Source organism: Patescibacteria group bacterium (assembly GCA_041665345.1).
Lineage (GTDB): Bacteria > Patescibacteriota > Patescibacteriia > PEXW01 > PEXW01 > JBAYJA01.
Map to the genome: position 1 here is coordinate 635,946 of JBAYJA010000001.1, position 17,612 is coordinate 653,557.

At 53.0% G+C, this 17,612-nt stretch carries 14 protein-coding genes; 4 read left to right on the top strand and 10 right to left on the bottom strand.

All coding sequences use genetic code 11. The features are described from left to right. Positions 1–11 precede the first annotated feature (11 nt). The 4 genes from WCV85_03340 to murB all read right to left on the bottom strand — a co-directional run bounded on the left by WCV85_03340 (position 12) and on the right by murB (position 4,609). A complete protein-coding gene (locus WCV85_03340; protein ID MFA6473886.1) occupies positions 12–455 on the bottom strand; it encodes an NUDIX hydrolase in 444 nt (147 codons plus the stop codon). 104 nt (positions 456–559) lie between these two features. Continuing rightward, positions 560–3,289, bottom strand: coding sequence for a preprotein translocase subunit SecA (gene secA / locus WCV85_03345; protein ID MFA6473887.1), 2,730 nt, complete (start codon positions 3,287–3,289; stop codon positions 560–562). A gap of 76 nt (positions 3,290–3,365) precedes the next feature. Beyond that, the gene (gene raiA, locus WCV85_03350) at positions 3,366–3,689 is read right to left on the bottom strand and encodes a ribosome-associated translation inhibitor RaiA (GenBank protein ID MFA6473888.1); all 324 of its coding nucleotides are present in this window, start codon (positions 3,687–3,689) and stop codon (positions 3,366–3,368) included. Beyond that, positions 3,686–4,609, bottom strand: coding sequence for a UDP-N-acetylmuramate dehydrogenase (gene murB / locus WCV85_03355; GenBank protein ID MFA6473889.1), 924 nt, complete (start codon positions 4,607–4,609; stop codon positions 3,686–3,688). The genes raiA and murB overlap by 4 nt, the downstream gene beginning before the upstream one ends. Positions 4,610–4,690: 81 nt before the next feature. Between murB and WCV85_03360 the strand changes: the two genes are divergently transcribed. Beyond that, positions 4,691–5,665: a hypothetical protein gene (locus WCV85_03360; protein MFA6473890.1), complete on the top strand. Its 975-nt coding sequence runs from the start codon at positions 4,691–4,693 to the stop codon at positions 5,663–5,665. 13 nt (positions 5,666–5,678) lie between these two features. Here WCV85_03360 and murC read toward each other — a convergent pair whose 3' ends face one another. From murC to WCV85_03390, 6 genes are read right to left on the bottom strand one after another with little or no spacing between them, the layout of a single operon-like run. Beyond that, positions 5,679–7,046 (bottom strand): UDP-N-acetylmuramate--L-alanine ligase, encoded by a 1,368-nt coding sequence (gene murC / locus WCV85_03365; protein ID MFA6473891.1) that lies wholly within the window; start codon positions 7,044–7,046, stop codon positions 5,679–5,681. After that, positions 7,043–8,092: a glycosyltransferase gene (locus WCV85_03370; GenBank protein MFA6473892.1), complete on the bottom strand. Its 1,050-nt coding sequence runs from the start codon at positions 8,090–8,092 to the stop codon at positions 7,043–7,045. Before WCV85_03370 ends, murC begins: the two co-directional genes overlap by 4 nt. Beyond that, complete coding sequence (gene ftsW / locus WCV85_03375) at positions 8,089–9,186, bottom strand: putative lipid II flippase FtsW (GenBank protein ID MFA6473893.1); 1,098 nt, start codon at positions 9,184–9,186, stop codon at positions 8,089–8,091. Before ftsW ends, WCV85_03370 begins: the two co-directional genes overlap by 4 nt. Next, positions 9,183–11,294 (bottom strand): UDP-N-acetylmuramoyl-L-alanine--D-glutamate ligase, encoded by a 2,112-nt coding sequence (gene murD / locus WCV85_03380; GenBank protein MFA6473894.1) that lies wholly within the window; start codon positions 11,292–11,294, stop codon positions 9,183–9,185. The genes ftsW and murD overlap by 4 nt, the downstream gene beginning before the upstream one ends. A gap of 57 nt (positions 11,295–11,351) precedes the next feature. Beyond that, the gene (gene mraY / locus WCV85_03385) at positions 11,352–12,398 is read right to left on the bottom strand and encodes a phospho-N-acetylmuramoyl-pentapeptide-transferase (protein ID MFA6473895.1); all 1,047 of its coding nucleotides are present in this window, start codon (positions 12,396–12,398) and stop codon (positions 11,352–11,354) included. Further along, on the bottom strand, positions 12,395–12,763 hold the full coding sequence (locus WCV85_03390; protein MFA6473896.1) for a DUF2127 domain-containing protein: 369 nt from the start codon (positions 12,761–12,763) through the stop codon (positions 12,395–12,397). Before WCV85_03390 ends, mraY begins: the two co-directional genes overlap by 4 nt. A gap of 34 nt (positions 12,764–12,797) precedes the next feature. Between WCV85_03390 and WCV85_03395 the strand changes: the two genes are divergently transcribed. The 3 genes from WCV85_03395 (at position 12,798) to WCV85_03405 (ending at position 17,581) form a co-directional block, all read left to right on the top strand. Beyond that, positions 12,798–14,543, top strand: a complete 1,746-nt coding sequence (locus tag WCV85_03395; protein ID MFA6473897.1) for a glycosyltransferase family 39 protein — start codon at positions 12,798–12,800, stop codon at positions 14,541–14,543. A gap of 80 nt (positions 14,544–14,623) precedes the next feature. Further along, a complete protein-coding gene (locus WCV85_03400) occupies positions 14,624–16,351 on the top strand; it encodes an ATPase, T2SS/T4P/T4SS family (protein MFA6473898.1) in 1,728 nt (575 codons plus the stop codon). Positions 16,352–16,360: 9 nt separating this feature from the next. Further along, positions 16,361–17,581 (top strand): type II secretion system F family protein, encoded by a 1,221-nt coding sequence (locus tag WCV85_03405; protein MFA6473899.1) that lies wholly within the window; start codon positions 16,361–16,363, stop codon positions 17,579–17,581. Positions 17,582–17,612 lie beyond the last annotated feature (31 nt).

Genomic DNA, 17,612 nt, shown 5'->3' on the forward strand with positions numbered 1-17,612 from the left:
ATAAATACTTTCTAGTAAAACTTCTTTTTGGGAAAAAACATGTCGATACACTCTTCCAGGTCATGCATCAAGGGTAGGTCTGTTGCATTTTCTGGGGTGACCCATTGGTAGGCATCATGCTCACCATCCCGAATTTGGATGACAGGAGCGTTGGCTAAGGCGAGTGAGAACATAACATAGGCAAAATCAGAATCAGCATATCGAACGTAGACTTTCCGAAAGAACTGCAAGTCTTCTTCGGCAACCTGTATCCCAGTTTCTTCAAACAATTCACGAACCATAGCTTGCACTTCCGTTTCACCTAGCTCCATCTTTCCGGCTGGCACACCCCATTTGCCGCCATGTGACTTGTGCAAAGGACGGTGCAGCAGCACAAACTTCCCATCATGGACTACCCAGCAACCAACGACGGGCCGACGGGGTTGAAAATCTTTGGGTGGTTCAGAAAAAATCATTGAACCTTAGCAATTGCTACGCCCCATGACACTTTTTGTACTTCTTCCCACTCCCATCCACCGACGCTGCTGCTTTGGTGGACTCCGCTTGTGGGTCTAGAAAACTAAGCATCCTTGCCATGACATTGTTTATACTTTTTTGGTGTTCCATCGGGTTTCTTCGCTCCGCATGGACAAGGGTCATTCCGGCCAACCTTTTGCCCAACGTAAGGATCTGTACTTGCTGCAGAAGAACTTACCTGCGGCATTGACTGACTACCAGGCGCTGGATCCTGTGCTTCTTTTGCCGGAGCGGTTAAGGTCATGGGTCGCTGCGTTTGCGCTTGAGACAAATTGGACGTGATCCGCGTTTTAAAAATTGTATGCGTCAGCTGTGAGCGAATACCATCCAGGAGCTGCGTGAAGAGCACGTACGCTTCTTTCTTGTACTCTACCAAGGGGTCGCGCTGCCCATACCCACGCAGGCCAATCCCCTGGCGCAAGTAGTCCATGAGTTGGAGGTGTTCGATCCACAGGGTGTCAATGATCCGAAGTTCCACGGCGCGTTCCAGTAAGCGCATGAAATTTTGACTGCTGCCCTGCGCCTGAGCTGCGCCAGAGCGTTGCACTTCCTTTTCCAGATCTGCGTAAGCTTGCTGCAGCAGGCCGTGCAAGTGATCAGTTATTTTGCTTCGCGCGGCGGCGGTTGAGCCAACATCCCCTGTCCCTTGCCGGAAGGCTTCCATTTTCAAACGGGCTTCCAGTGGGATTGAAAAAATTGCATCAACGGATTCATATACTTCGTCCAAATTCCACTGCTCTTCACGCTCAGTGGACGTATGGGTGGACACAATCCGGTCAATCTCTTCCTGCATGGCTTGGAGCACCTGCGGACGCCGACCCTCCGGCGTTTCCAGCGAACGGAGCACATCTCGCCGGCGGGAGTAGATCACTTCCCGGTGCTTGTTAATCACGTCATCGTACTCCACCAAGTGTTTGCGGATATCAAAGTTATGTCCTTCCACTTTGCGTTGCGCGCTTTCAATACTTCGGGAGATCATGCGGTTCTCAATGGGCATATCATCTGGCACACCCATGCGCTCCATAAGCGACTTCACCCGGTCACCGCCAAAGATGCGCATGAGGTCATCTTCCATGGACAGGAAGAACTGGGACGAACCAGGGTCACCTTGCCGGCCCGCGCGGCCACGGAGCTGGTTGTCTATGCGACGTGATTCGTGGCGTTCTGTACCAACGACGTGCAAACCACCGAAGTCACGAACAATATTCCCTTCCTCAGGAACGGGCGGATTGCCACCCAGAATAATGTCCACGCCGCGGCCAGCCATGTTGGTTGCCACGGTCACTGCGCCTTTTCGGCCAGCCTGAGCAATAATCTCAGCTTCACGCGCGTGGTTCTTGGCGTTGAGCACCTCATGGGGAATGCCCTCACGCTTCAAAATTTGGCTAAGTACCTCATTCTTCGCAATGGAAATGGTACCAATGAGCACGGGTTGCCCTTGCTGATTCCTCACCTTCACATCACGGGCAATGGCTTCGTACTTTGCTTGCTCGGTTTTATACACGCTATCCGGACTGTCTTTCCGAATCATGTCACGGTTCGTGGGGATCGTCAGGACTTCAAGTTTGTAGATGGAAGCAAATTCTTCCGCTTCGGTTGAGGCCGTACCGGTCATCCCTGCTAACTTCTGGTACATGCGGAAGTAATTCTGGAACGTAATGGTGGCCAAGGTTTGCGATTCCTGCTTAATGTCCACTTTCTCTTTCGCTTCAATTGCCTGGTGCAGCCCTTCTGAGTACCGCCGGCCAAACATCAAACGACCAGTGAACTCATCCACAATCACCACTTCTCCTTCTTTCACCACGTAGTCACGGTCTTTCTTGAAGAGCGCATGCGCTTTTAGGGCTTGCTCCACGTGATGCACCATTTCCACCCCACCCACATCATATATGTTGCCAACCCCAAGCCATTTCTCAATTTTCCCGATCCCCTGTTCGGTGAGGGTTACGGCGCGGAGCTTCTCATCCAAATTGTAATCCGGACCTTCTTCCAAACGCTGGACCAAATCTGCAAATTTGTAGTACTGCTCGCTGGGGGTTTGGCTGGGACCAGAAATGATGAGCGGGGTGCGCGCTTCGTCAATGAGAATGGAGTCTACTTCGTCCACAATCGCGTAAACCAGATCCCGCTGCGCCAAGTACTGTGGGTCTGGCACCATGTTGTCACGCAAAAAGTCAAAGCCAAACTCGTTGTTCGTCCCATAGGTTATGTCTGCTGCATACGCCGCAGGACGCTGGATGGGACGCAGCTGGTGCGTTTGCTCATCACCTTCGTAGAGAGGATCGTACTGAAAAGCTGCTTCGTGCTGGATAATGCCAACGGATAGACCGAGGAAATGGTAAATTTGCCCCATCCACCGTGCATCACGCTTGGCCAGGTAGTCGTTAACGGTGACGACGTGCACGCCTTTGCCCGTCAGCGCATTCAAATACACTGGCAGGGTTGCAACCAGGGTTTTCCCTTCACCAGTCCGCATTTCTGCAATCTTCCCTTGGTGGAGGACAATGCCACCGAGCAACTGCACGTCAAAGTGGCGCTGCTTAATGGTGCGCTTTCCCGCTTCTCGAACCAAAGCAAATGCTTCTGGGAGCAGGTCATCTAAAGACTCACCTTTGGAAAAGCGGTTGTACAGTGCTTTGGTCTTCTCAGGAAAGTCAGCGTCCTTCAACTTCTGCACTTCTGGTTCCAACGCATTAATGCGTTCTACCTGCGCCTGCAAGCCTTTCACTGCCCGTGCATTGGGATCACCGAACAACTTCTGGAGTAATGCCATAGTTTCTCTATCTTCTCGGAAAACCAGCAAAAAAGCAAGCTTCTGCGGCTTTTCGGTGGTTTCCTGGCAAAAACTTCTAGTGGAGACCGTGGTGCCCAACCCGTGCACTCAGGCCACGTTCTTTGGCATCCCGAAGTTGGCGTTGCAATTTTTCCACAGCCAGGTCAACCGCTGCATACATTTCATCTGCCTTTTCTCCGGCTTTGTAGGTTTTTCCTTGCCAGAGCGCGGAAACTTCCACGCGGAAAATATTCCCATGCTTCTGGTTCTTATCCACGTCAAAGCGCACCCGGAGCTGGGTTAAGGGCTTTCGGCTGAGGTGCACCAGTGCACCAAATTTCTCTTCAGCGTATGCTTGCAGGCTGGGGGTCAGTTTGAAATTCTTGGCAGAGAAAATCATAGGGAGGCAAAATTTGCTTGCGAAGGAGTTTCAAAACCCAGGTACCGCACTTCTTCTTCTAACTGTACCCCAAGTTTATCACGGACTTGCTGCTTGACGTAACTAATGAGAATAACGATATCTTCGGCGGTTGCTGTGCCCGTATTGGTGATGAAATTTGCATGGTCTTCAGACACTTTGGCGCCACCAATTTTCTTGCCTTTCAGCCCAGCTTCCTGGATGAGCTTCCCCGCGTGGTTCCCCGTGGGATTTTTGAAAATGCATCCAGCACACCACGCGCCCTTGGGTTGCCAGCCCCGGCGGGTTACCGCTTCACGCACGCGCTCTTGAATGACCGTTGGATTCTCAGGCGTCAATTCCAGCACCCCACCGGTGATGAGTTCCTGGGTATTGTACTTAAAGCGTGAGTAGCGGTAGGACACGTCAAGCTGATCCCGGGTGTAGGTTTTCTCTTCTCCGGCCAAGGTTAGGGCACGTACTTCTTTGGCAAATTCCGCAATGCCATGTCCACCCGTTCCTGCATTCCCAGCCAAAGCACCTCCAAATGAGCCGGGCACACCAACCGCAAATTCTATGCCACCCAAATTGGCACCAATTGCTGCACGAACGATGCGGCTGAGTGTCGTACCTGCATCCGCGTCTACCGTATTCCCTACGACTTCGCACCGGCTGGATGTGAACTGAATAATCAAGCCGGGAAAACCAGCATCTGCGACTAGTACATTGCTGCCACCACCCAGCGGAGCTACCGGTAAATGCGCTTCGTTCGCAAGAGCTAAAGCCTTGGCGATGAGTGCTGTATCGCCAGATGACAGAAAGTACTTCGCCGGGCCGCCAACTTGGAAAGTGACGTGCTTGGCAAGTGGTTCGTTCTGCAGCATCCCTGGGAGTGCTGCAAGTGTCTGAAGTGGATTGGCCATAGACAGAGGTGGGGTGGGTTTGTATACTATAGCGAATAACAGATGAATTCCAAACTCGACACTGTTCCTTAGGAGGGAAACGTGCCCTTTTACATACAAGTCATTATTTTCAGTATAGGTAGTGCAATAATACTCAGCGTTGTCCTGCATCGGTACTTTGAGGCGAGAGGTTTACGTGTCGCCCAGCTGCTGACACGAACGCTCTACTCGGTCGACTATGAAAAGATTGCGGTTCGGACATGGTTACCCTTCCAATGGTCTATTTCCGTACAATTCCCAAAGCGATCCCCTAGTGAGTCTGCAGTACCGGCCTTGCTCTCAACCAATCTCAGCACGAATGCACCACCACTCGCAATGCGTGGCAGTACTCGACCAGACCAACCAACGATTGTTGAATTTGGTGAGTACTTCGTCTACTACCCACCGGAAAATCTTGATGCAAAGCACGCACTCGGGGTGGGTATACCGAAAACCGTCCCGCTGTTTGTTGGACCGCCAAGCGAAAAAACTATCCGCTGGGTGCCAGTTGCGCCAGTACTAGCGCCAGTCTCGGGTACATTTTACCCAGCAAAAATTGACGAGGGCACAAACTTTGCGATTAACCCACGAGAGGTAAAACGACGTGTGGTGTACCGGAATCCAATTTTCACCGATTTCTTGGCAAAAGGTGAAACATTCGGCATTATCATACAAGCGAAAGACTCGCCCCCCGTTCCAGTGCTAGCGCCAAGCGATGCTTTCGTAATCCTGTTCGGATGCTACGCAGGTACCAAGGTTGTACAAGGTGCCAATCTACTCTTGGTGAGTCCAGTTAGTGAAACCGAAATTGTCCTAAGCAACCATGTGGGAACCTACTTCAACCGAAATCTGAAGGGCGAGCCCGTACCCGGTCCTGGTGACTTCGTCATAGCTGGAACCTCGCTTGGAGTGGTAAATGCCTTCGGCCTTGATGCCGAGGAACTTCTCGCGCCGTGCGATGCACACATTCTCCGACAACTTCGTACAGCCACCCCTGTGGACTTTCACATGCCAATCATGCTTCTACAGAAATTGTAATTTCAGCCCCATCTCATTGAGATGGGGTTTTTGTTGCGACATCGTAGAAGGAAGTAATATTCCCAGCCCCTACGGTGAGCACGACATCTCCTGGCTGAAGGATTGCCTGGGTTTTGGTAATGGCATCAGCGACGTCGCGCGCATACTGGGCGCTCTCACCCAAGGCAGTCACAATTTCCTGACTAGAGATTGCTTCGCCCTGCTCACGACCAGCAACGTCGTAAATATCCAAGATCACTTGCTTATCCGCAAGCCGAAGTGCTTGGACAAACCCAGGCAGTAGCGCTTGGGTTCGGCTACGCTGGTGCGGCTGGAACACGCAGAGGATTCTCCGCCCTGGGAATGCCTGCCGCGCTGCCTGTAGGGTTGCCGTGAGTTCGGTTGGGTGATGTGCGTAGTCATCCACAATGTCCGCGCCTTGCCACGTGCCTCGCCGCTCAAACCTTCGCCAGGTGCCGGGGAAGGCAGTAAGTCCTTGGCAAATTGCCGTTGTTGGAATACCCAGATGATGAGCAACCAGCGCGGCAGCGAGCGCGTTGAGGACATTGTGCTCACCCGGAACCTGCAACGTCACGGTTTCCGAAAGCAGCCCGTGGAAAGTGAAAACGGTTTTTCCGCCTGCAGAAGATAAACCGTGAACCTGTAGATCACCAGCGCTGAGTCCAAAGGTATGCACGGTGCCGGTAGCGTGTAACCGCAAGGCTGGGGTGGAAAGGTCTTCAGCGGAGAGTGCAATGGATCCATGCGCAGGCACCCGTGCAACAAAGGTTGCGAAAGCTTCCCGCACCTCAGCGAGATCATGGTACACATCCACGTGGTCAAGCTCTACGTTCAGAACTGCGACGTGGGTTGGTTCGTACGCAAAAAAGGCACGCTGATACTCATCAGCTTCGACAAGTACTTCCTCGCCGTTCCCAATGCGTTCATTCGTTTGCCCAAAGAGCGCAACCCGCGTGCCAACAATAACCGTTGGGTCTTTCTTCGCCGCATCCAGAATGTACGCCAGCATTGCGGTGGTCGTGGATTTCCCATGCGTACCAGCAATGCCAATACCAACTTTCCCCTGCATGAGCTCGCCGACTGCCTGCGGGTATGTCAATAGAGGAATGTGCCGAGTAATCGCTGCTTGGACTTCTGGGTTGGTATCCCCTGCTGCCACTGTCCGAATGACGAGGTCACATGTATCTGGTACGTGAGCTGCCTGGTGTGGCCCAATGGCAACAGCTACACCATGCGCCTGTAGCCACTCGGTTACGGGTTGGGATTGCAAATCACTTCCAGATACTTTTTTCCCGTTTTCCAGTGCCCACTTGGCAATGGCAGACAAACCAATGCCGCTGATCCCAATGCAGTGAATGGAGCTGGCGTTGCGTAAGGTCATACGAGGGAAAGAATTTTTTCCGCCAGGGTTGATGCGCCCGCAGTTGACCAAGACCCGGCGAGGGCTGTGCTGAGCTGCGTTCGATAGTCTGCATCAGCACAGATGCGGCTTATCAACCCTGCGAACTTCTCTGGCGTACACTCTGCTTGCTGGAGAACCACTGCGCCACGTTGAGCAAGGGTTTTTGCATTTTGCTCTTGGTGCGTGCCAGGCAGCGGCACAATAATTGCGGGTTTTTGCAGGGCAACGAGTTCGGCCAGGACATTCATCCCCGCCCGCGTGATGACCATAGTGGCTAGGGCGTACACATCCGGCAAATTTTCGTTGGTAAAGGAAATAGCCACGTACCCTGGTCGGTTGACGTGCGCAGCTTTCTGTTCGCCAGTGATGTGGAGCACTTGAAGGCTACTAGGCAGCAGCGGCAGCGCGCTGAGAAAAGCTGCATTCAGATCCCGCGCACCCGAACTCCCACCAACCACTACAACGGTTGGCTGGTGCGCATCCAACCCGTAGGTTTGGGCAGCCTGGCTAGCCTTGCCGGCCTGCAAATCCGCCCGGAGCACAAAACCTATTGCTTTAGCCCCACCTGGAACCTGCGCTGCTTGTTCTGGAAGCGCAGCGGTACGGAGTTTCGCGACCTTGGCAATCAGCCGGTTCGCCAAGCCCACCTGCATGTCCTGCTGGTACAGAACGACCGGAATACCCAAGCTCGCGGCTGCCCAGGCCACTGGCACAGCCACGTAACTACCAGCCGTTACAACTGCCGCAGGCCTGCTGAGCAGCAGACGAAACCAAGCCACCACGACAGCACAGGCGACCAGACAAATGTCCAAGAAATTTTGGAGCGAAAAATACTGCCGGTACTTGCCAGCCGGAATCCAGCTATAGGGCATGCCCGCAGCCTGCACCACGGACTTTTCCAGCCCAACGCGTCGCCCCCAAAACTTGACCTGGATGTCTGGCCGACGCTGGGCAATTGCACGGCTACAGGCCAGGAGCGGATTCACCGAACCCAGAGTCCCCCCACCCACAAAAAGCAACTTCATACGCGCACGCTTTTAGAGACATTCAGAGCAATGCCAATGGCAGCCAGGGTAATAATTAAGGACGTGCCACCATTAGAAATGAAGGGTAAGGGTACACCGGTCAACGGCAAAATGCCACTCAGCGCCCCAATATTCACAAAGGCCTGCAAAGTGACCCAGGTAATGACCCCCACCATAATCAGCCGGCCAAACGGGTCGCTCAGCCGCCGTGCCAGCTGCTGCCCGCGCCAGAAGAAACCAACGTAGAGTGCAACGAGACCCACGACCATGAAGAAGCCTAGCTCTTCGGCCGCAATGGCAAAAATCGAATCGCCCTCAGCTTCCGGCAAGTAGTTAAATTTTTGGATGGACCGGCCGTAGCCCCGGCCAAAGAGCCCACCAGAGCCAATAGCCAGCAAGGACTGATTAATGTGGTACCCCTCATCTTGCTGGCTGGACGATGGGTTGAGGAAAATGGTCAGCCGTGCGGCGCGGTAGGGTTCAAAGGTAATGAGCAACATAATGGCCACGACGCCTGCTGCAAACAGCAGCGCAATGTACCGACCCGGCGCACCGGCCGCCACGTAGAGGACAGTCGCAATGCCCACAATGACAATGCTCGTACCCAAGTCAGGCTGCAGAATGAGCATACCGCCAATGGCGCCAATCAAAATCAGTAAACGCACAAACACCCGCTGGGGTTCACGCTCCAAATCGCCTAGCTTGGTAAACCACCGCGCCAGGAAAAGAATAAGCGCCAACTTGAGCAACTCCGAAGGTTGGAAGAACAAACCACCAAAGGCAATCCACCGCTTGGCGCCCAAAAGCGAGGTGCCCACTCCAGGGATGAAGAGGGCAACGACGAGCAGGAAACTCACCACCAGAATTGGGACTGCCCACTTCTGCCAGTGCAGGTACGGTACCCGGGCCAGGAGCAGCATGATGGCAATCCCCAAGCAGAGGGAAATGATTTGCTTGGTCACGTACCCGTTTGGGTCGCCCAAATTTTGGAAGGCAGCCACACTGCTGGCTGAAGCCAAAATGATTATGCCAATGACGCAGAGAGCAAGGGTGAGGCTGAGTAAAATGCCGTCGACGCTCTGAGAGGATTTCATACGAGCGTCCGAACAGCTTTGACGAATTGCGCACCCCGGTCAAATTCATTCCGGAACAGTCCAAAGCTGGCTGCCCCAGGAGAAAGCAGAACTATATCCCCAGACTGAGCGTGCTTCTGCGCTTCTCGGACTGCACGAGGCATCGAATTGACCAGCTGGTGACGGACCCGCAAGGCTGGCAACATTTTCTGCGTGGCTGAACCGGGTAAGAGCACCACAAACTTTGCCGACGCATTCAGTGCTCGGATGAGTGGCTGTAAAGGGAAATGCTTGTCTGTTCCTCCGGCAATGACAACACATTTTTTAGGGAAAGCACTCCGAATACTCATGGCCGCAGCTTCCGGGTTGGTTGCGGTCGTGTCGTTGATCCAGGTGACGCCGCGGTGCTGGCGGACGGTTTGAAAACGTTCAGGTACCCCAGGAAAAGTCTGCAAACTTTTCGCAATGGTTGCGGGGGCAATGCCAAGCGCACGAGCAGCTAAGGCGGCAATCATTGCATTTTGCCAAAATGCTGGGTGCGCCACCGCTAATTTTCGCACTGCCACTAGCCTTTCAACCCGAGCACCAAGTTTTACCATAATCCAGCCACGGTCGAGCCAGGCATGGGCCCGAGCCTGTGGCTTGGCGGCAAACCACAGCACACGTGCCCGAGTTTGTTTGGCAAACTGCTGCGCCGCTGGATTATCCAAAGGCAAAAGCAGAAAATCCTTTTTGGTTTGTCCACGAGTAATGAGCTGCTTCGCTGCAAGGTACGGACGCATGCTGCCATACCGGTTCAGGTGGTCTGGAAAAAGGCTGGTCACAATGCCAATGCGCGGTGCTAAGGGCATGGCCTGCGTATCTTCCAACTGAAAAGAAGACACCTCCAGCACCACTCGCGTGCGCCCATCAAATGCCTGCGGAAAAGCCAGGGGCGATACCCCAACATTTCCCGCCAGCACAGTCTTGGGCAAATGACGCCGAAGGATGTGCGCCAGCATGGACGCGGTCGTGGTTTTTCCTTTCGTACCCGTTACCACATACACAGGGTTCTGGCTATGACTGCGGAAAAGCCCAAGGTCACCAATAATCAGCGCACCTTTTTTCCTGGCCGCACGCAGGGCTGGATGGTCTGGCCGGACGCCTGGATTTTTGATAATCACCTCAGCATTTGCAAGCAATGCACTGGGATTTTTTTTCCCAAAAGCGTACTGCACTGGCAGGCCTCGGAGGTTGAGCAAAACTTGAGTAAAATCTTTGCGCGGTCGAGCATCAACAACGCTCACCTGTGCATGATTTGCAACCGCGTAGCGTACGCTCGCTTCTCCCCCACCCTGGACACCCAAACCAAAGACCGCAACTTTTCGACCTCGGAGATCTGTGGGTACTGACGTGCGGGAGATAATGGACAAGGTGTTGGTCTTCGTCTCCCCGTCCCGCCGAAAAGAAGGGAGAGCACTGGTTTCATGCGTGCATGGTGCCTTTGTGTCAATATTCGCTTTTCGCACGCCCATGGCAACCAACTGCCGAACCACCCCAGCCCGTAGGTCAACCAGCCCACCGCGCGCTGTGGGTTGAACACTCCCGCGCAGGGCTTTCCGGATAATTTGCAAACGTTTCTTATTGGTCACCTCGTAGCATCTTCCACAAATGGACGGCCCCAACCATACCCGCACTTTTTTTGGCTTAACCCCTTGGCGTTTGAGAAGCATGATCACCTCAGCCGCAATATTTTTCACTGCACCTTTCCAACCTACATGGAGGAGGCCAACCCAGCCCGTTTCTGGTTCAGCCAGGAAAACTGGGATGCAATCAGCAGTAAAAACCCCAAGGGCAATATTCGGCCGCTGTGTCAGGAGCCCGTCCGTTGCCGGCAAGTAGGTTTTAGGCGCCAGCACCCCGGCGCCAATATCATGATCAGTAACAATGCGCACCCGTTGTCCATGCACTTGTCGGCCGAGCACTAGCCGGTCAACAACAATCCCAACGGCTTTCCCAAACGCTCGCCGCTGCGCCAGCACCTTTTGCCGCGGGTTTGCCCGGAAAGTCAACGGCAAAAAGCCTCTGGCGGCGGTGCCAAACTGAATTCCTGGGAGCTGCGCTAGTTTTGCTGAACGAAAAACCTCCATACCTGCAGAATAGCATATGCTTTTCCTCCCCTGCGAATGGTACGGCGAAGCGTGGTTCTAACCCCGCTCCACCAGGAAGAGCACAATGCCCAGCACGCAGAACACCCCCGCGATGACCCAGAAACGCATGACGATTTTTGCTTCGGGCCAGCCTTTGGCTTCCAGGTGGTGATGGAATGGAGCCGACAGAAAAACTTTTTTCTTGCGAAAGCGTTTCGATAGAAGCTGAATAATGACGCTGACAGACTCGAGAACGAAAAGGATGCCAATGACGGGGAGCAAAAAAACCTCATTGGTGAGCATGGCTAAAATGCCAAGGGTCACACCGAGAGACATGGCACCGGTATCGCCCATGAAGAAGCGCGCCGGCGGTATGTTGAACCATAAGAAAGCAAGCAATGCACCCACCACCACGGCCGTGAACGTAGCTAACTCAAACCGACCCTGGGCAAATGCAATGGCGCCAAAGGCCGTAAACGCGGCGAGTAACGTTCCCCCTGAGAGCCCATCTAAACCATCAATTTCATTCACCGAAAAAGCTGTGGAAACAATGACAAAAATGAAGAGCGGGAAGTACCACCACCCAATGGCAAAATTACCAAAAAATGGAACGTGAATTGTATCAAAATCGAGTTTAAAAAAGAACCACCAAGCACCTATGAGTGCAATCGCGGTGTAAATGAGCACTTTATGCCGGACCTGCAGCCCCCCGCCCTTCGGCCCCCACCCGCGGACATTGAAGTAGTCATCCACCAAGCCAACCAGAGCCGAAGCCACAAGTGTCGCTAATGGCAACCAGGTTTGCTGACGGGTGAGAAAATTAAGATCATGCCAAAACCCGCTGGGCACAACTTGCCGCAGCACAAAGAAGAACACTGCAAAGAGTGCAACCGTAAACCAAATAAGCACGCCACCCATGGTTGGCGTTCCAGCTTTTTTCTTATGGAACTGCGCAAATACTGGCGCATCAGTCGTGGCCCGAATTTTTTTCCCCAAGCGATACTTGTACAGGATACTTGCCCAGAGCGGCGTTAATCCCATGGTAAATGCAAACGCCAACGTTGCAAGCAGAAGAATGCGAATAATCGGAAAGAGGTCGGTCATACAACAATTTGCTGGAAGCGGAGCAAGAAGAGCACCCACAGGACACCAAGATTCACCATGCACGTGCCTGCAGAGAGTAGGGATGGGAGGTGCTGCGAACGTCGGTACACCCATGGCGCAAACCACAGCCACAGTCCCAAGGTAAGAATGCTCGCAATGAGCGGGAGGCTCCACAGTAGCCAACCCACCCCAATGCCGTCAATCCCATAGGGAATGCTATAATGGGTAACCACATTCGCACTACTGGGAGGAATACTGCTAACGACAATGAACCACGCCCCAACGAGCGCACCTGCACCAACGGCAAATCCAATGGTAACCCCACGACGCAATGCAACCACCCCAGCGAACGCTCGGTGGAACATTCCTCGTCCTCTTCGTTTGTGCATGGTTGGAAGTATGCTTTGCCTCATGGCGTTCTTGCAGTGTACCTCCATGCGGGGAGAAGTCCAAACCATTGACGAAGGTGCGCACCTGGCTGCCGGGATGAGCTACTGGCAAACCCGGGATTTCCGGCTCAATGAGGAACACCCACCACTCATCAAGCTTCTGGCCGGTGCCGCTGCCCTTACTGCCCGACCCACACTCCCGTTTGACAATGCTTCGTGGAAGGAAGGGAACCAGTGGGCTTTCGCTCAAGACCTTCTGTACCACAGTGGTAATAATGCCGATGATCTCCTATTTCGAGGACGCGTACCGATGGTTGCGCTTAGTCTCCTTCTGGGTTGGGTTATCTACCTGTGGGCACGTCGCTTCGGGGGTGATATTGCCGGGCTCCTCGCTCTAGGTTGGTACATTTTTGACCCGAACTTCCTTGCGCATGGTCGGTACATTACCACCGATGTGCCAGTGGCTCTGGGCTTTGCAGCAACACTCTACCTCCTCACGCGTTACATTTCGAAGGCAACGTGGAAGTACGGCGTGGCTTTCGGCGCCGTCTTTGCGTTGACGCAAGCAACAAAATTTTCTGCAATTATTCTGTGGCCAATCATTTTCTTCACCCCGCTCCTCTGGATGCTCTGGTCACCAGGGACACGTGGTCAGTGGCGGCTTGCGTGGCAACGCACGTACCGCACGCTTGGGTGGGCGATTGCCGGTATGGTGGTCATTATTCCTCTGGTCTACCTTGGCCAATTCCAAAAAGGCAGCCAAGACTCCTGGATTACCTGGGCCATGGAGGAGCGTGACCGCGTCGTGAGTTCCGAAGCAATGACCACGCAACCCCCAGCGGTGCAACGTCTCATCACGCTATCAGATCCAAGTACCAGTACAGGAAAAGTGGTTCGCAACATCCTTCTGAACACTCCCATCCCCGCTTGGTCGTACGGCAAGGGCTTGGCGCTGGTCATCAACCATGACTTCTGGGGACACCTTTCCTACCTCAACGGTATGTACGGCAACAAAGGCTGGGTACAGTACTTCCCCATCACCTTCCTGGTCAAAACACCGTTTGCAACTCTCATCGTCTTTGCACTCGCGATTGTCGCGGGTTTGGTTGCAGCCAGAAAAAAACTGCTGCAACTGCCTCCAGCTTTCTGGGTACTGAGTGGTAGCGCAATCCTCTACTTCGCCTGGAGTCTCACTAGTCACATCAACCTGGGGCAACGGCACATTTTCCCGGTCTACCCTGCAGTGTTCGTGACCATTGGTCTGTTTCTTGCCGCGGTTGTCCAGCAGCACCGCCGCTGGCTCACCTGGCTGTTTGCCAGCATCACCGGTCTGTACCTACTCACCAGTCTGCTCACCTACCCTGCGTATACTTCCTACTTTTCCGAAGTCATTGGCGGCACTGCCAACGGCCCGCGCTACCTGGTGGATTCAAACATTGACTGGGGGCAAGATGTGAAACGTTTACAAACGTACATGGAGGAAAAGCAAATACCTTTCGTTTGCATGAGCTACTTCGGCCAAGCAAATTTGGTCTACTACGGCTTGGACTTCCGGTACCTCCCAACCAAAGCTGACCGACACGATCCTGCCGCAGTAAATTGTGCAGTTGCAATTAGCGTTACGAGTCTCCTGGCACAGGATGGTGACTACTGGTGGCTGCGGCAGTACGAACCCGATGCACGTATTGGTGGGTCGCTCTACGTGTACGATTTCCGCAACGGCCGATCACCGCAGCTGGCAGCAAATCCGCTGTAATTTTTTAATACCGCGCTTGGTGAAAAGTAGCTTTTTTGGTATAATCATTTCACCATGCTGCAAACAAACGGCCAATAATAATGAAAACGGAAATTCTCACCAAACTCATTACAGAGGCCAATTTGCTTCCAGTACAGTCCTTACTGGATGCGCAAAAAGCTGCGGATGCAAACCATACCCCCTTGGAGCAATACCTAGTGGAGGAAAATGTCGTATCCGAGAATGTACTATACGAGGCAATTGCAAATTACTACCGGCTGCCATTTACTGACCTGAAGCAGAGTACTATCCGCAAAGATGTGCTGAATTTAGTTCCCGAACCTCTGGTGCAGGTCCACCAAGTGGTGGCTTTTGACAGTGACGCGAAAACGATTAAACTTGCAACGCTTGACCCGCGTGACCTGCAAACGTTTGAATTTATCAAGAAAAAAACTGGTCTCACGCCTGAGTTGTCCATCACCACCCCTTCCAGCATCAAGAATGCCATTAGCCAGTACCACAAAGGCATGTCCGCAAAGTTTAAGGAGATTGCTGAGGAAACGGAAGCCAAAGATGCTGGGGGAGCGAAAGAGTTGACTGAGCTTGCCGAAGATTTGCCCATCATCCGGATTGTGGACAGCATGCTGGAGTATGCCATTTTCGAAAGTGCATCTGACATTCACCTGGAGCCCCAAGAAAAGGACTTAAGCGTTCGCTACCGCATTGACGGCCGGCTGAAGCAAGTGATGACCCTGCCAAAAGCTGTGCAGTCCGGGATTATTGCGCGCATCAAAATCCTTTCCAACCTAAAAATTGACGAGCACCGCTTACCCCAGGATGGACGCTTTACCATTACGACGAAAGACTACAAGGTGGCTTTTCGGGTTTCCATTCTCCCCGTGTACGATGGGGAAAAAGCCGTCCTGCGCATCCTCAACGAATCCGCCCAAGTACTGACCATGGAACAGCTTGGCTTGCAGCCCGGCCCCTTGGACATTCTCAAGCGAAACATTCAAAAACCGCACGGTATCATCCTGGTTACCGGGCCAACTGGTTCTGGGAAAACCACGACGCTCTACACCGTCCTGAACATTTTGAATAAGCCCGAAGTGAATATCTCCACGGTGGAAGACCCAATTGAGTATCGCATGCCCCGGGTAAACCAAAGCCAGGTGAATCCCAAAATTGGCTTCACGTTTGCTGGCGGCTTACGCTCACTCCTCCGCCAAGACCCAAACATCATCATGGTGGGGGAAATTCGGGACAATGAAACCGCGGAAATTGCCGCAAACGCCGCGATGACTGGGCACTTGGTCCTTTCCACCCTGCACACCAACGATGCCGTTACCGCCTTGCCTCGGCTGGGGGAAATGGGTGTCCCCTCTTTCCTCATTGCGTCCACGACAAACATCATCATGGCCCAGCGTTTGGTACGCAAAATTTGCCTGCACTGCATCCAAAGTTACACATTGTCGGAAGCAGCCGTGCAGGATCTGCAGAAGCATTTCAACATTGACTTCATTCTCAAAACTCTGGAACGCGAGGGCGCCATTGTCTCTGCCAAAGCTCCCATTGCCTCACTCCTGTTCTACCGTGGCAAAGGCTGCAAGCAGTGCAACCACGAAGGGTACAAAGGCCGCATTGGTATTTACGAAGTTTTGGAGGTTACCCACAGCGTTGCTGACCTGATTTTGAACAAAGGCACCACCGAAGATCTCCGCCGCGCAGCCCAGGAGCAAGGCATGCTCACCATGGCGGAAGATGGTTTCATCAAAGCAAAATTCGGCATCACCACCATTGAGGAAGTCCTCCGCGTTACCAAAGAGTAAACCACTAGTATGCCAACCTTTGCGTACACTGCCCGCGCTACCAACGGTGCCACCACCTCTGGGACGTTGGAAGCAAAAGATGAAAAATTCCTAGCCGCGGTCCTCAACGTTCGCGGACTTGCATTGCTCAACGCACACCAGGCTGAAGCAAAGAGTGGGAAGAAAAAATTTAGCCTGAATATTTCTTTTGGTGGGGTTCCCATTGTCCAGAAAATTTTCTTCTTGCAGAATTTGCAAGTGATGGTCCGAACCGGTTTCTCCCTTGGGCACGCGCTCGATACCCTTGCCCTGCAAACGGAGCATAAAATGTTCCGGGGGATTATTCAGGAACTCAGCCACGATGTTGAGGCGGGCACGACGCTTTCCGCAGCCATGGGCAAGCACCCCAAGGTTTTTACGGAGCTGTTCACCAACATGATTGCAGCTGGTGAAGTGTCAGGTAAATTAGAGGAAGTGCTGAAGCGACTGACTATTCAAATTAAGAAGCAGCACCAACTTGTTTCAAAAATCAAGGGTGCACTCACCTACCCCATCATTGTGGTTTCCGCCATGGTTGTTCTCGGCGTGGTCATGATGGTTGCGGTGCTCCCCAAACTCCTTACGGTATTTGATCAATCTGGCGGCGTGCTCCCGCTGCCGACACGCATTCTCATTGCCATCTCCAATTTTCTGCAACACAACTTGGTGTACGTCATCATTGGCGCGATTATCGTGGTCTTCACCTTCCGCTGGGCGGTGAAAAAGGGCAAGGGCCGTGCGTACTGGCATAGCTTTTTGCTGCAGCTGCCAATCCTGGCGCCAATCATGAAGAAAATTAACTTAGCAAAGTTTACCCGAAACTTAAGTTCACTCCTCAAAACCGACATCCCGATTGTGCAAACGTTTCAAATTATTTCCAAAACCTTGGGGAACGATAGCTACCGACGCGCACTGGAGCACACGGCCGAGATGCTGAAGAAAGGTGCAAATATATCAAAAGTCCTTGCTCAGTCTCCCAAACTTTTTCCGCCCATTGTCGTGCAAATGATTGCCGTGGGTGAAGAAAGTGGTACGCTGGATACAATCTCCGAAGAAATTGCAAACTTCTACGAAGAAGACGTTGACCAAATCATGTCTAACCTGACGTCTATCTTAGAACCAATTCTCATTCTCCTGCTGGGCGCGGGTGTTGCAGGCATGGTGGTTGCCGTAATTTTGCCTATTTACTCCCTCAGTGATCAAATAACCTAATCCATGTCGCTACTTCACCCCTTCAAACATG

Bases quoted from the DNA above. Each gene is read 5' to 3' on its own strand.
- WCV85_03340 (MFA6473886.1), bottom strand. From the start codon at position 455: ATGATTTTTTCTGAACCACCCAAAGATTTTCAACCCCGTCGGCCCGTC.
- secA (MFA6473887.1), bottom strand. From the start codon at position 3,289: ATGGCATTACTCCAGAAGTTGTTCGGTGATCCCAATGCACGGGCAGTG.
- raiA (MFA6473888.1), bottom strand. From the start codon at position 3,689: ATGATTTTCTCTGCCAAGAATTTCAAACTGACCCCCAGCCTGCAAGCA.
- murB (MFA6473889.1), bottom strand. From the start codon at position 4,609: ATGGCCAATCCACTTCAGACACTTGCAGCACTCCCAGGGATGCTGCAG.
- murC (MFA6473891.1), bottom strand. From the start codon at position 7,046: ATGACCTTACGCAACGCCAGCTCCATTCACTGCATTGGGATCAGCGGC.
- WCV85_03370 (MFA6473892.1), bottom strand. From the start codon at position 8,092: ATGAAGTTGCTTTTTGTGGGTGGGGGGACTCTGGGTTCGGTGAATCCG.
- ftsW (MFA6473893.1), bottom strand. From the start codon at position 9,186: ATGAAATCCTCTCAGAGCGTCGACGGCATTTTACTCAGCCTCACCCTT.
- murD (MFA6473894.1), bottom strand. From the start codon at position 11,294: ATGGAGGTTTTTCGTTCAGCAAAACTAGCGCAGCTCCCAGGAATTCAG.
- mraY (MFA6473895.1), bottom strand. From the start codon at position 12,398: ATGACCGACCTCTTTCCGATTATTCGCATTCTTCTGCTTGCAACGTTG.
- WCV85_03390 (MFA6473896.1), bottom strand. From the start codon at position 12,763: ATGTTCCACCGAGCGTTCGCTGGGGTGGTTGCATTGCGTCGTGGGGTT.
- WCV85_03395 (MFA6473897.1), top strand. From the start codon at position 12,798: ATGCTTTGCCTCATGGCGTTCTTGCAGTGTACCTCCATGCGGGGAGAA.
- WCV85_03400 (MFA6473898.1), top strand. From the start codon at position 14,624: ATGAAAACGGAAATTCTCACCAAACTCATTACAGAGGCCAATTTGCTT.
- WCV85_03405 (MFA6473899.1), top strand. From the start codon at position 16,361: ATGCCAACCTTTGCGTACACTGCCCGCGCTACCAACGGTGCCACCACC.